Source organism: Sinomicrobium kalidii (assembly GCF_021183825.1).
Taxonomy (GTDB): domain Bacteria; phylum Bacteroidota; class Bacteroidia; order Flavobacteriales; family Flavobacteriaceae; genus Sinomicrobium; species Sinomicrobium kalidii.
In genome coordinates this window covers 1,686,740-1,700,552 of record NZ_CP089211.1, presented here as the reverse complement: position 1 = coordinate 1,700,552, position 13,813 = coordinate 1,686,740, and the positions used below count along the sequence as shown (strand labels likewise).

At 44.2% G+C, this 13,813-nt stretch carries 9 protein-coding genes; all 9 read left to right on the top strand.

Features of this window, described 5'->3' with window-relative positions; genetic code table 11:
• Positions 1 to 218 precede the first annotated feature (218 nt).
• The 9 genes from LS482_RS06850 to LS482_RS06810 all read left to right on the top strand — a co-directional run bounded on the left by LS482_RS06850 (position 219) and on the right by LS482_RS06810 (position 13,604).
• The gene (locus LS482_RS06850) at positions 219 to 848 is read left to right on the top strand and encodes a nitroreductase family protein (RefSeq protein WP_233031007.1); all 630 of its coding nucleotides are present in this window, start codon (positions 219 to 221) and stop codon (positions 846 to 848) included.
• 30 nt (positions 849 to 878) lie between these two features.
• Positions 879 to 2,438: a pyridoxal phosphate-dependent decarboxylase family protein gene (locus LS482_RS06845; RefSeq protein WP_233031006.1), complete on the top strand. Its 1,560-nt coding sequence runs from the start codon at positions 879 to 881 to the stop codon at positions 2,436 to 2,438.
• Positions 2,383 to 4,824, top strand: coding sequence for a GNAT family N-acetyltransferase (locus LS482_RS06840; protein WP_233031005.1), 2,442 nt, complete (start codon positions 2,383 to 2,385; stop codon positions 4,822 to 4,824). Before LS482_RS06845 ends, LS482_RS06840 begins: the two co-directional genes overlap by 56 nt.
• A gap of 12 nt (positions 4,825 to 4,836) precedes the next feature.
• The gene (locus LS482_RS06835) at positions 4,837 to 6,186 is read left to right on the top strand and encodes a lysine N(6)-hydroxylase/L-ornithine N(5)-oxygenase family protein (protein ID WP_233031004.1); all 1,350 of its coding nucleotides are present in this window, start codon (positions 4,837 to 4,839) and stop codon (positions 6,184 to 6,186) included.
• Between the two features lie 31 nt (positions 6,187 to 6,217).
• Positions 6,218 to 8,053, top strand: a complete 1,836-nt coding sequence (locus tag LS482_RS06830; protein ID WP_233031003.1) for an IucA/IucC family protein — start codon at positions 6,218 to 6,220, stop codon at positions 8,051 to 8,053.
• Positions 8,053 to 9,459 carry an MATE family efflux transporter gene (locus LS482_RS06825; protein ID WP_233031002.1) on the top strand — a complete coding sequence of 469 codons (1,407 nt, stop codon included), beginning with the start codon at positions 8,053 to 8,055 and terminating at the stop codon, positions 9,457 to 9,459. The genes LS482_RS06830 and LS482_RS06825 overlap by 1 nt, the downstream gene beginning before the upstream one ends.
• Positions 9,460 to 9,491: 32 nt before the next feature.
• Positions 9,492 to 9,734 (top strand): acyl carrier protein, encoded by a 243-nt coding sequence (locus LS482_RS06820; protein WP_233031001.1) that lies wholly within the window; start codon positions 9,492 to 9,494, stop codon positions 9,732 to 9,734.
• 87 nt (positions 9,735 to 9,821) lie between these two features.
• Positions 9,822 to 11,213, top strand: a complete 1,392-nt coding sequence (locus LS482_RS06815) for an AMP-binding protein (protein WP_233031000.1) — start codon at positions 9,822 to 9,824, stop codon at positions 11,211 to 11,213.
• Between the two features lie 72 nt (positions 11,214 to 11,285).
• Positions 11,286 to 13,604, top strand: coding sequence for a TonB-dependent receptor (locus LS482_RS06810; protein ID WP_233030999.1), 2,319 nt, complete (start codon positions 11,286 to 11,288; stop codon positions 13,602 to 13,604).
• Positions 13,605 to 13,813: the final 209 nt, after the last annotated feature.

Genomic DNA, 13,813 nt, shown 5'->3' with positions numbered 1-13,813 from the left:
AGTTGTTTGAATAATAGCTTCGTAACTTACTTTATTAGTGTGTTTTAAGGTTAACTTGTCGATAAGGGAATAAAATATTTCATATTTATTTTGATTTAAAAATTAATGTTTATAGTTTTGTTTTTAATTAGTCTAAATAAATATTTATACCTACAAATATATTTTTAATTAGTCTAAATAGCAATAAATGACCTGAATTTTTTACCTGAAAAATGAACTTGAAAAAAGAAACTATCGAAAAAAACATGCCGATTTCCTTTGATCTGTCCGGGGAAGTCTCACGGAATATCCGGAACAGAAGGAGTATTTACGCCAAAGATTTTATAAAGAAGGACCTGCCCGACAAATTGCTCGAAGAAATCCTGGTCAATGCCACCCGGGCGCCCACCCATAAAATGACAGAGCCGTGGCGGTTCATTGTTCTCAGAGGAAAATACCTGGAAGCGTATGGCGAATATATGGCCGCGTACTATAAGGACCACTACACCGAGAAGTTCCCGCCTGAAACCGCTGAGAAAAAACTGTCCGATCTCCGCAATTATCCCCTGAATGCCGCATGTTTGATCGGTGTGGTCCTGGTGAGGAACAGGAAATCGGGCCTCCCGGAATGGGAAGAGATTGCCGCGGTGTCGTCCGCAGTGCAGAATATGGCCCTTACCTGTACGGCCAACAGGATTGGCAGTTACTGGAGCACTAAAAGCGTGGCCATTGATTATATCGAGGAATTCGGCCTGGCAGAAAACGAAACATCGTTGGGCCTGCTCTACCTGGGATATTATTCCGATGCACTTCCCCTGCCGGAAAAGAGACGAAGTCCCTTGTCTGAAAAAGTAATTTACCTGCAATAAATCTTACCTGAACTTAAACCTTAAAGCCTTATGAATGAAACATTAATGAATGAAGAAGTCCCTTCTCCTACCGTACTTTCCTCCCGTGAGGAGCTTTGTAAAGATATTTTTTATGAGCAGACCTGTGACGAATATGTCCGGGCTATTCGATTGGCACAGGAGCGGGTTACGGGATTTTTGAAAAACAACCGCAAACCTTTCAGCGGAATTAAACCGGCCGATATCAGGACCAGGGTAGAGGCGGTGGACTTTGAGGTGCCCCTGCCCGATTACGAGAGTTTATTGAACGAAGTGGATGAACTCTATGTAAAGCACGCCACAGCTTATCATCTTCCGCAGTACATAGCACACCTTAATTGTCCGGTGGTCATACCTGCACTTGCTGCCGAAGTATTGATAAGTGCCATAAATTCTTCCCAGGACACTTACGACCAGAGTGCCGGGGGGACCTTTATGGAAAGAAAGCTGATAGCCTGGACCGGAGCGCAGATCGGATTTCCTTCCGATTGCGACGGTATTTTTACCGCCGGGGGGTCTCAGAGCAATTTGATGGGGTTATTGCTGGCAAGAGACTTTTTTGCACTGAAACACCTGAACCGGAACATCAAACTGGATGGTTGTCCGCCCGAAGCTACCAGGTTCCGCGTTTTTGTTTCCGGAAAAGCCCACTTCAGCAATCACAAAAATGCTTCCATCATGGGGTTGGGTGAACAAGCCATTGTTCATGTGGAAACGGATGGACGTTATCGCATGGACCCTCAAAAACTGGAAGAAGCCATAGCGAGGGAACGGGAAAAAGGCAATATCCCCATTGCTGTGATGGCCACCGCCGGTACCACGGACTTTGGCAATGTGGACCCTCTTTCGGATATTGCCCATACCGCCCGGAAACACCGTTTATGGCTCCATGTAGATGCCGCTTATGGTTGCGGATTGTTACTGACCGAAAAATACAGGCACCTTCTGGCAGGTATTGAGCAAGCTGATTCAGTGACTGTCGATTATCACAAATCTTTCTTTCAGCCCATCAGCAGCAGTGCATTTATCGTGCGAAATAAACTTCACCTTAACATTATAAAGCACCATGCCGATTACCTGAACCCCAAAGAACAGGATTACGACGAACTGCCGGCGCAGATCAATAAGTCCATTGTTCAGAGCACCCGCCGTTTTGATGCCCTGAAACTTTGGTGCACACTTCGTTACCTGGGAAAAGAAAAACTCGGACAATATACCGATACCATTATAGAAACCACCAGGGAAGCAGCCGATTCTATCGAAAATGATGACAGTTTTGAACTGCTGTGCCATTCGGATATGGGGGTATTGGTCTTCCGCTATACAGAAGGTTCGGAGAAGGACGAATTGTGCAAACTCAACCAATACATCAAAAAAAGCCTCTTTTTCAGTGGTGAAGTATTGCTGGCCAGCACCAAAGTAAATGGAGCGTTTTACCTCAAATTCACCATTTTCAATCCCCTGACCACCATTACCGATATACAAAACATTCTTACCATTATAAAACAACATGGACATGAGTACCTACAACTTAACCGGGTTTCGCCCGCAGGCCGAACAGATCAATTTTAAATCCCTGCTAAACTGCTATTGCCGGGAATTCAGTAACTGGAGCCGTTACGAAGGCATCCCGAAATACGATCCGGCCCTGGCCGATCATATGCGGTCCGTTGGTCATGATTCCTTCCTGAAATTTGATTTCGCCGCTATTGGTGTGGAAGTATTTGCCCCTTTGACATACTTTTCCGAAAGCGGTATACATTCTTTTGGTTTCCCGGTTGCAGAGCGTAATTGCGAAACCGATGAGATCAGGGAAATAGACCCGCTGCACTTTGTCGAACTGGCTACAGCATTTGCGAGGGAAAATTATCCCGATGCAGATACCATGCCCGTCAAAGCACGTATGGAGAACAGTATTGATAATCTCGCAGCATATCTGGCGAATTTTGATAAAAATAAACGTACCGTTAATCGCCCAGAACAAACCTTTATCGAATCGGAACAGTCCCTGGTACTGGGCCATAGTGTGCATCCGCTGCCCAAAAGCAGGGAAGGTTTTTCCGCTGCCGAACTGGAAAAATATTCCCCGGAAACGGGAGGGAGGTTTCAACTGCATTATTTTCTCATTCACCCTGACTGTGTAGTTGAAAAAAGTTCCGGAGCGTCATTAATAACCAGTGAATTAAGAAGCGAAATTTCAAAGGATACGGCTTCAGAAATGAAAGCATTACTGGACCGGTATCCGGAATGGAAAGTAATCCCTGTACACCCTTGGGAGGCTTCTTATTTAATGGACCTACCGGAGGTTAAGGAGATGCAGGAGGAACGGGTTTTATTCAGCCTGGGGCAATTCGGCCCCTTATTTACGGCAACATCGTCGGTGCGTACGGTATACAATGCAGAAAGCGAATGGATGTACAAATTCTCCCTGCATGTAAAAATCACAAACTCTTTTCGCGTGAATTATCCCCATGAACTTAACCGGGGCTATGATGCCAGTGAATTGCTGAAAACGGAATGGGGAGAAGGCATACGGGAGGATTTCCCGGAAGTGGAACTCATTCCCGATCCGGCATTTATAACGGTTATTTACAAGGATAACGTTATTGATGGTTTCAGCACCAGTGTGCGTCAAAACCCTTTTCGTGGAAAAGCTGCCGAAAAAAATGTAAGCCTCGCGGCCTCCCTGTGTCAGGACAGTGTTTTGGGGCAGGCATCGAGAATATCAAACCTGATCAATGAAGCTGCCAAACGACGAGGTAAACAGGCAGAAGATGTTGCCCTGTCCTGGTTTAATCAGTACCTGAACATTACCATCCGGCCATTGGTAGGCATCTTTAATAAATACGGGTTCGGAGCAGAGTTTCACCAACAGAATATGCTTATCGAATTTGACGATGACCTCTTTCCGTTCAGACTTTATTACAGGGACAACCAGGGCTATTTCTTCCGCCAGGGAAAAGCAGAAGAATTGCAGCGTATCCTTCCCGGTTTCGGTAAAGAAAGCAGGTCTTTTATTGCTGAACCCAGGATGATTAATTTCTGGGGATATTACCTGGTTGTAAACCACCTGCTCGGGATGGTCAACGCTTTCGGTAAAAATGGCCTCGCGAAGGAACAGGAACTCATCAACCTGTTATATGAATCCCTGAAGGCAGAAGAAGAATCCGATAACACGGGACTTGTATCTCACCTGCTCAACAGTGTCAAACTGGTGGTGAAAGGCAATCTGCTGACCAGCTTGAACAATATGGACGAAGCCAGTGCACCGAGAACAAATCCCGCGGTGTACAAGCCGTATCCCAATCCGCTCAACACATACTTTTTTTCCGAAAAACTGATCATGCCCGGAGGGAAGGACATTGTTTTCAGCCGGTATTTTGAAAAGGAGAAGGTGACCATAACCTTACGACCGGTCGATATAGATCGTGACCTGGAAATGCTGCATGAGTGGTTTCATCGGGAACACGCCTTAAAAATCTGGAAGATGAACTGGCCGATCCGTGAACTCGAAACATACTACCGAACGGTGCTTCCGGGAGATGTACTGCAAAGCTATATCGGGGAGGCGAATGGCGTGCCCACTTTTAATATTGAAGTGTACTGGGCCAACCGCGATGTGGTAGGGGAGTACTATGACGTATTGCCAACAGACTACGGTACACATCAGTTCATAGCCCCGACAGACCCCAGGTTGAAATATGCTTCCCCAGCAACACAATCCATGATGGATTTTGTGTTCGGAGAACCGAAAGTGGGGAAAATGGTGGGCGAAGGTGCTGTTGATTCCCTGGCCTCGATGATAAACAAGGCCCATGTAGGGTTCAAAATAGAAAAGGTGATCGAAATGCCCGACAAAAAGGCCAATCTCAATTTCTGTCACAGAGAGTGGTACTGGGCGAAATTCCCGGCGGCAAAGGATTTAAAAAATGTTCCGGTTTCAGAACCCCAGATCTAAAAAATAAAAACGATGAGTAGTAAAGAGAAATATGATGTAATAGGCATTGGCATCGGACCTTTTAACCTTGGTCTTGCCGCGCTTATGGAACCGATAGAGGAATTGTCTGCCGTGTTTTTCGATCAGTCGGAAGGTTTTAACTGGCACCCCGGACTGATGTTGAGTAATGCCACCCTTCAGGTACCGTTTCTGGGCGACCTGGTTACCATGGCCGATCCCACAAGCAAGTTCAGTTTCCTGAATTATATGAAGGAAAGCGGGAGACTGTATAGATTCTACATCCGGGAGAATTTTTTTGTCCTGCGCAAGGAGTACAACGCCTACTGTCAATGGGCGGTTTCCAAACTGCCTAACTGCAGGTTCTCGCATCGGGTGGTTTCCGTGGGATATGATGATGGTTTGTATGAGGTTACCGTATTGAATACCCGCACCGCAATGACATCTAAATATTATGCGGAGAAACTGGTTTTGGGAACAGGGACCTCCCCGTACATCCCGGACTTTATCAATAAGAATGTATTGTCAAAGGTGATACATACTTCGGAGTATTTATATTATAAACCGGATATCCTGAAAAAAAGCTCCGTGAGCATTATAGGCTCAGGGCAGAGTGCAGCCGAGGTGTTTCGGGATATTTTACCCGCAACCGAAGACGGGATGCAATTAAACTGGTTTACCCGGTCGTCGCACTTCTTTCCGCTGGAAAATAACGCCAAGCTGACCCTGGAACTTACTTCGCCGGAATATGTAGACCATTTCTACAGTTTGCCACACGAGAAGCGAATGCAGTTACTCGCCGATCAAAGCGGGCTTTACAAGGGGATCGATGAAGATCTGATCAATGAAATTTTCAACACCCTGTATGAAATGAGTGTGGAAAATACGCCCCTGAATGTCGAATTGCGCTCTAACCTGGAACTGAACGAAGTGACCACTTCTGTCAACGGGTCCTGTAAGCTGCGTTTTACACAGACAGAACTCCGGCAATACTATGATTGTGAAAGTGATTTTGTGATCCTGGCTACGGGCTACACCTATAAGGAGCCGGATTTTCTGAAGGGGATTGAAGACAGGATAGACCGTATGGATAATGGCAGGTACAATGTGCAGCGCCATTATACCATCGATAATAACAGCGGGGAAATCTTTGTCCAGAATGCCGAGTTGCACACTCACGGGCTGGTAACCCCTGACCTGGGAATGGGCGCCTACCGCAATTCCTGTATCATTAACCGGTTGACGGACCGGGAAGTTTACACGGTGGAAAAACGTATAGCTTTTCAGGAATTTGGCGTAACAAAAGCAGAAGACCGGCTTTCCCGAAAAGAGGATATGGCGGTAGTGACCGAAGGGATTAAATAGAAAGGCAGACAATACTAAAAAACAGATAAACATGACAACCACTATAGATATATTTAAAGACGCACAACATCTCGATGCAAACGTCTGGCAAAAGGTAAACCGCAAGTTGCTGGCCAAGAGTTTAGCAGAACTTATGCGTGAAGACATAGCAAAACCGAAGACCATAAGTGAGGAAGCCGATGGCCTCACCCGGTTTAAACTGGAGACGGATAAAGAGAACATCCATTATACTTTTTCTGCCTGCCTGCGGTTCCTGAACTACTGGCATGTTGAAAAGGAAAGTATCCGGAAACACGAAGACGGACAGGAACTGGCCACTGTAGACGTCCCCGATTTCTTTATAGAACTTCAGCATACCTTTGGTATGGATTCTTTTACATTGACTCATTATGTAGAAGAGTTGTCACACACGCTGTATGCCGATGCATTTATTCATTCCAAAGGACGCTTACCGGCAGGCGTATTGGTGGATTCGGACTTTCAGACCATAGAGCACCATGTCGCGGACGGACACCCCTGGGTTATTGTAAACAAAGGACGTATCGGATTTGATTCGGAAGATTACGGCAAGTTTGCTCCCGAAGCCGATAAAAATACACGTTTGGCCTGGATTGCCGCCCATAAAAGCCGTGCTTCTTTACGTTTAATGACAAATATGGATCGGCAGGCGTTTTACGAAAAGGAATTGGGGGAGGAAAAAACAGCTTCTTTTAAAAAAATACTGACAGACGTAAAGGTAAATACAGACGATTACGTTTTTATTCCTGTGCATTCGTGGCAGTGGCAGAATAAACTGGTGCTGCAGTTTGCTTCTGATATAGCAGAAAAATATTTAATCCCCTTAGGAGTGGGAGAGGACCTGTATAGTCCCCAGCAAAGTATCCGTACTTTTTTTAATCAGAGCCACCCTCATAAACACTATGTAAAAACCACGATTTCCATATTAAATACCAGCCATATAAGAGGGTTGTCGCCTAAACAGCTATCTGTGGCCCCCCGCTTAACAGCCTGGCTTAAAGGTATGCTGGAGAGCGACCCCCATTTACAGGACATGGGATTGGTGTTGTTGGGAGAAGTGGCTTCTATCAGTTATTCGCATCCCAAATACAGTAAGATCGTAGACCCGCCATATCAATATAATGAGTTTTTGGGGGCACTTTGGCGGGAGAGTCCGGTAAACTTTTTAAAGCCCGGGGAAAACCTGATGACCATGGCTTCCTTATTATATGTGGATGATGAAGGGAAAAGCCTTGTCCAGGAACTCATAGAAAGATCGGGGCTTTCCACGGAGCAATGGTTAACAGCCTATTTTAACGCCTACCTTAAGCCGATACTTCAAATTTATTATCAGCACTCTATTTGTATTGACCCACACGGGCAAAATGTGATACTCGTATTAAAAGATTACGTCCCTACGCGCATAGCCTTGCAGGACTTTGTCGGGGATATATTACTCAATGAAGAAGCACAGGAAAAACTACCGCGGGAGTTCTCCGAGAATATGTTTGTAACATCACCCAATCCCGAAAATGCGCCGCTAAATATCCTTATAGCCGTTTTTGATGCGTTTTTCAGGTATTTGAGTAATGTATTGCACACTTCGGCAAATTACCCCGAAGCGTCTTTCTGGCAATGTGTATATCAGATAATTTTAGAGCATCAGCAAGAGCATCCGGAGTTGAAACACAAGTTTGAAAAGTATGATATATTCATTCCGGAATTCAAGCGCCTTGTTTTTAATAGCCGGCGTTTATTCCATGGTTATGATGAAACATCAGGTTTTCCGCATATGCGAAAAAGCGGGCTGTTGCCCAATCCCATGTATCGTATAAAAACATTGGAGATGGCAACACTAAATGAGAATTAATGAAAACCGCTTTATTAAAAACGCGCTCTGTTTTTAATCTTCTGTGGCAAGCTCTTTCAGGGAGGGAAAACAATTACATTTCCGGAAGCATTAACCGGACCATTGTATTGTTATCCGTACCTATGGTTGCGGAGTTGCTCATGGAATCTTTATTTGTCGGGGTCAACCTTTTTTTTGTGAGCAGGCTGGGGGCAGATGCTATTTCTATTGCCGGGGCTACAACATCTGTTGTCACCCTTGCCTATTCCGTATCCGTAGGTCTTAGTATAGCAGCTTCGGCCGTAGTCTCCAGAAGGGTTGGCGAGAAGAATTTTAAGGCGGCAGGGCTTACCGCCATGCAAGTCATTTACCTTGCTGCACCGCTTGCTGTGATTATAAGTACGTTGTGTTTTATATGGACAACAGATATCATGCATCTTATAGGCCTTTCTCCCGGCATGATCGAGAAAGGGGCTACTTATTCCGGAGTAATGTTTGCATCCAGCGGATTTCTCATTCTCCGTATGGCGGTCAACGGCATATTCCGCGGAGCGGGAGATGCCTCTACGGCTATGAGAACACAATGGTTGTCCAATGCCCTGTGTATCATACTTTGCCCAATACTGATTTTCGGATGGGGTTTCGTGCCGGCTTATGGTCTCCTCGGGGTAGGTATAGCCACAGGGGTAGCCCGGATGACGGGAGTATGCTATCAGGCATGGCACTTGATAAGGGGCAAGACAGTAATGCAGATTGGCAGGGAGCAGTTGATCTTTCATTTTGGGATCTTCAAAAAAGTGCTCAGACTGGCTTTTGGCGGCACGGTGCAATTTATTATTCCGGCTTCCAGTTGGGTATTTATGATAAAGATCATCTCACATTTCGGAGAAAATGCGTTGGCCGGTTACGTTTTGGCCCAGCGTGTAGCATCTATAGCCACGATGCCTGCCTGGGGTATAGGTAATGCTGCCGGGATATTGACGGGGCAGAATCTTGGGGCAAAACAACCCGAAAGAGCAGAAAAATCGGTTTGGAGGGCAGGAATGATAAACATGGGGTTCCTGATACTTATAGCGGTTTGCTGGATTTTCCTGGCAGATCCGGTGGTAAGGATATTTACGGATATCCCCAAGGTCATTGAGCATAGCACCTCATATATACATTTAATTTCCATGGCTTATGTCCTGCTGGGGTATACCATGGTTATTTCGAGGGCCCTGAATGCCGCCGGAGAAGTGACGGAGGTAACCCTACTGTATATTCTCATGTTTTATGTGACACAGATTCCCCTTTCCTATATATTGGGGATTGCCCTTGATTTAGGTCCCAGAGGTGTTTTTGCGGCTATTTTGATCTCGGAAATTGTCCTGGCCACAGCCTGTATCATGGTCTTTCGCAGGGGGAAATGGAAAAAGACCAAAGTTTAAGTATAACTCAAATTATTTATTGATCAAAAAAGATGACTACAACAGAACAATTATACCAGGTATTTGCAAAAGCTTTTGAAATACCTGTTGAAACCGTAAACGACCAACTGGAATATCACGGTATAGCCGAATGGGATTCCATGAGCCACCTTGTCCTGGTAAGTGAACTGGAAAACTCTTATGGAATTTCCATCGATACGGAAGATGTGCTGGAAATGGGAAATGTAGAAAAAGTAAAGCGAATACTACAAAAGTATGGGATTGAGATTAATTAGACTTAAGACGTAAGATCCGGGGACCAGGCCTTAAGTCCTGAAGTCCTACGTCTAAATAATCAAGAATGTGAATCAAATTATTTACACATGAAACTCTACGATCTAATAAAGAAAAACAGCAGATTGACCTTTGCGGATGCCAGGACGGGGATTTCCAAATCCTTTATGGATATGCATCAGTCCCTTGATATTGAGAATACGAGGTCTGTAGTCTTTATCTATAACGATAACCGGTTGCCGGCAATAGAAGCTTTATTGAACTTTTACCGGGGGCCATATGTACTGGCATTATTGGGGAGTAGCCTGCATGTGCACTTTAAGCAGAACCTGGAAGAAAAATACCGGCCCTACTACATTTACGATCCTTCACGCTCGCATATAGAAGGGTACAGCACGATAAATGTTTCGGATGATATGGTGTTATTTAAACGCCGTCAGAAGGTGGATTATCCTGTTCACCCCAAAATTAAACTCCTGATGAGCACCTCGGGAACTACGGGCTCCCCGAAATTTGTCAGGCTTTCCGATAGTAACCTTATGCATAATGCCCGATCTATTACAGCGTATATGCCTATAAGAGCGGAAGATGTAGTGCCCTTGAACGTACCGGTCAATTCCGTATACGGTTTTTCCGTTTTTACTACCAATTCCATGAAAGCGGGAACTGTGGTCTGCACGGATAAAGACGCCTTTCAAAAAGAATTCTGGTCGGATCTTAAAAAGTACGGGTACTCCACCCTGGCAGGAGTACCTTATTTTTATGAAATGCTACACCGCATAGGCTTTTTTAAGCAAGACTACCCTTCATTGAGATACCTTACCCACGCCGGAGGAATGCTGAACCATAAACTGATAGAGGTTATTTCCGAATACACCCGGAAAACGGGCAAGCAGTTCTTTGCGCAGTACGGGCAGACGGAAGCGAGCGGAAGAATGGCGGTTTTACCCCCGGGAGATCTGCAAAGGAAAGGAACTTCTATCGGCTTTCCGGTAAAGAACGGGAGGTTCGAAATAGACGAAGTAACATCCGAACTGATCTATCAGGGTCCCAATGTCTTTGGGGGGTATGCAAGGACGAGTGCCGACATGCAGTTTTTTGATGAGCAGGATATATTGTATACGGGTGATATAGCGAGGAGGGACGATGAAGGCTATTATTATATCGTAGGACGTATGAAGCGGATCGTGAAATTATTTGGTGTCCGGCTTAACCTGGACGAAGCAGAACTTTTTTTAAAGGATGCATTGGGCGGGCAAACCTTTATCTGCCTGGGGGTTAATGATAAGTATCTGGCGGTGTTGTACACGGACCAACAGGTAAAAAAAGAATTTGTAACAAAGGTTATAAAAGAAAAGTTCGGTCTTCATGCCAGCTCCTTAAAAGTCAGACCTATTGAAGATGTACCGCTGACCCCTAGCGGAAAAGTAAATTACCCGGTAATTAAAGAATGGTTAGAATCAGGAAGCCTTGTATTATAAGCCCCGAAAGATGCATTGAACTTACCCTGCATAAGACAATTTTTTAATCATTTTAACCTAATAAACATAAATATGAAATATTTTTTTACATCGTGTGTAAATGTGTTGTTGTTACTGTGTAGTGTTCAATCGGGGTATGCCCAGCAAATGACAACGGTAAAAGGCAAGGTTTTAGCCGCTGACGGCAAACCTGTGCAGGGAGCTTCAGTGCGGTTGATAGAAATAGCGAAAGGAGACGGCACATCCGCTTTGGGAGAATACCGTATTCCCGGCATTAAACCCGGAGAATACACCCTGTATGTCACTGCCGTCGGATTTGCTCCGGCAGAAGAAAAGATCACCGTCCGCGGAGGTGTCCTCACTGTGCCTGATCTGATACTTGCCGAAAAGACTGAAGAACTGCGGGGAGTGACCGTATCTTCGGCCAGGGCGAATAAGTTTGCCAATAAAAAAACGGAATACGTGGCCCGTATGCCACTAAAAAACCTTGAAAATCCGCAGGTATACAGTGTTATAAGCAAAGAAATAATACAAGAACAGGTAATTACGGATATTGATCAAACAGTAAGAAATGCCCCCGGTGTTGTTCCGCTGGAATATCCGTCAGGCGGATTTACCACTATTTTCCGGGGCTTTAGTGTGGGGGTTAATGCCCGTAATGGAATGGAGTCACTTTCGTCAAGATCAAGTCTTGATGTAGCAAATGTAGAACGTATTGAGGTTTTAAAAGGCCCATCGGGAACATTGTTTGGCAGTAGTATATCTTCTTTTGGAGGGGTTATAAACCTGGTTACAAAAAAGCCATTTGAAACTAAGGAAACAGAAGTTTCTTATACTACGGGAAGTTTTAATCTTCATCGTATAATAGCTGATATCAATTCGCCTTTAAACAAAGAGAAAACGGTATTATTCAGATTAAATACGGCCGTAAACAGAGAGAAAAGCTTTTTGGATTTTGGTTTTAATAACACCTTTTTAATCGCGCCAAGTTTACTTTATAAAGCATCGGAGAGATTGACCTTTACATTAGATGCAGAATTATTTAATGTAAATAACACAAGACCGAGATATTCCTTTTATGATGATGATTCGGGCATCAACAGCCCGGAAGATATACAACTGGATTATAGAAAAGCCATGTTTCATGATGAATTTGATGCCAAATCAAAATCTGTTAAAATATTTGCCCGGGCAAAATACAAGCTTTCCGAAAATTGGACATCAACGACCTTATTCTCTTTGGTCGAAGAAGATATAGATTACAGTTATCAATTCTATGCTACCTGGAAGTCACCTACGGAAGCAGCAAGAAGAATGGCCATTTATGGCCCCATTGATACTTACCATACCAATATTCAGGAAAATATCAATGGAGAGTTCAACACCGGAAGTATCAAACACAAGATCCTGGCAGGAGCAAATTATAAATTATACAACCAAAACGGGGGAAATGGTTTTTCCGATTTTATAGATACTGTTGACGTAACGACCGATTTTCATCTTTTAAGAAAAACCGATAGTATTCCGGACATTATAATTAATGAGTGGGACAATCCCAATCAACAGATTATCAGCGGCTATGCAACTGACGTCATTGAGTTTACAGACAGGTTATCTACCATGCTGAGTTTGCGGGTAGACCATTTTAAGAGAGATAAAGCCGGAGATACAGAAGGCTATGAACAAACTGCCCTGGCACCAAAACTGGGTGTGGTGTATCAAGTGGTCAAAGACCAGGTTTCGGTATTCGGAAATTATATGAGTGGTTTCCAGAATGAAGAACCGCGAAATCAACCGGATGCTTCTGTGTTGGTATTGGATCCGGTATATGCCAAGCAGTATGAGGGAGGCGTAAAAGTTGAAGCCTTTGAAAAAAAATTGAATGCTACAGTAAGTTATTACAATATTACTATTGATGATGCCGTCAGAACAAACTCAGATGGCTTTATTGTTCAGGATGGTAAGCAGGTAAGTAAAGGTGTTGATATAGATGTTATCACTAATCCTATATCCGGATTAAACATTGTGGCAGGATATGCCTTTAACGATAACCGGATTGTCAGGGCAAGTGACGAATCTATCGAAGGGAATAAAGCCGTGAGCTCCCCTGAACATGTGGCTAATTTTTGGGCTTCTTATACTTTCCGGAATAAACTGGAAGGATTGGGAATAGGTTTTGGGGGGAACTATGTGAGTGATAATTACAGGTTCAGTGACAATGTGTTTACGATCCCTTCATACACGGTATTGAATGCTTCTGTATTTTACAATCGGCCAGACTGGAGAATAGGGGTTAAGATGAATAACTTAACAGATGAAAAATATTGGACTGTTTGGGAAACGCGTCAACCGCCAATCAATTTTGCAGCGAACCTGACACTCAGGTTTTAGAGAATAGCTTATCGTATAATAGTGCCCGATTAATAACGGACTAAAAAGCGGCAGGGCCTGTTAACACTTCATTTTTCCGGAAGTAGTGACAGGCCCTGCATTGTATTCAACTTATCCCGGGGCTGTCAATGATTGAGCGCAATTTTGTAAAAAAAATCCGGAAAAATTTACCACAAATAATTTTTAACAGGAAAAAGCCTATTATTTTT

Bases quoted from the DNA above. Each gene is read 5' to 3' on its own strand.
- LS482_RS06845 (WP_233031006.1), top strand. From the start codon at position 879: ATGAATGAAACATTAATGAATGAAGAAGTCCCTTCTCCTACCGTACTT.
- LS482_RS06840 (WP_233031005.1), top strand. From the start codon at position 2,383: ATGAGTACCTACAACTTAACCGGGTTTCGCCCGCAGGCCGAACAGATC.
- LS482_RS06835 (WP_233031004.1), top strand. From the start codon at position 4,837: ATGAGTAGTAAAGAGAAATATGATGTAATAGGCATTGGCATCGGACCT.
- LS482_RS06830 (WP_233031003.1), top strand. From the start codon at position 6,218: ATGACAACCACTATAGATATATTTAAAGACGCACAACATCTCGATGCA.
- LS482_RS06825 (WP_233031002.1), top strand. From the start codon at position 8,053: ATGAAAACCGCTTTATTAAAAACGCGCTCTGTTTTTAATCTTCTGTGG.
- LS482_RS06820 (WP_233031001.1), top strand. From the start codon at position 9,492: ATGACTACAACAGAACAATTATACCAGGTATTTGCAAAAGCTTTTGAA.
- LS482_RS06815 (WP_233031000.1), top strand. From the start codon at position 9,822: ATGAAACTCTACGATCTAATAAAGAAAAACAGCAGATTGACCTTTGCG.
- LS482_RS06810 (WP_233030999.1), top strand. From the start codon at position 11,286: ATGAAATATTTTTTTACATCGTGTGTAAATGTGTTGTTGTTACTGTGT.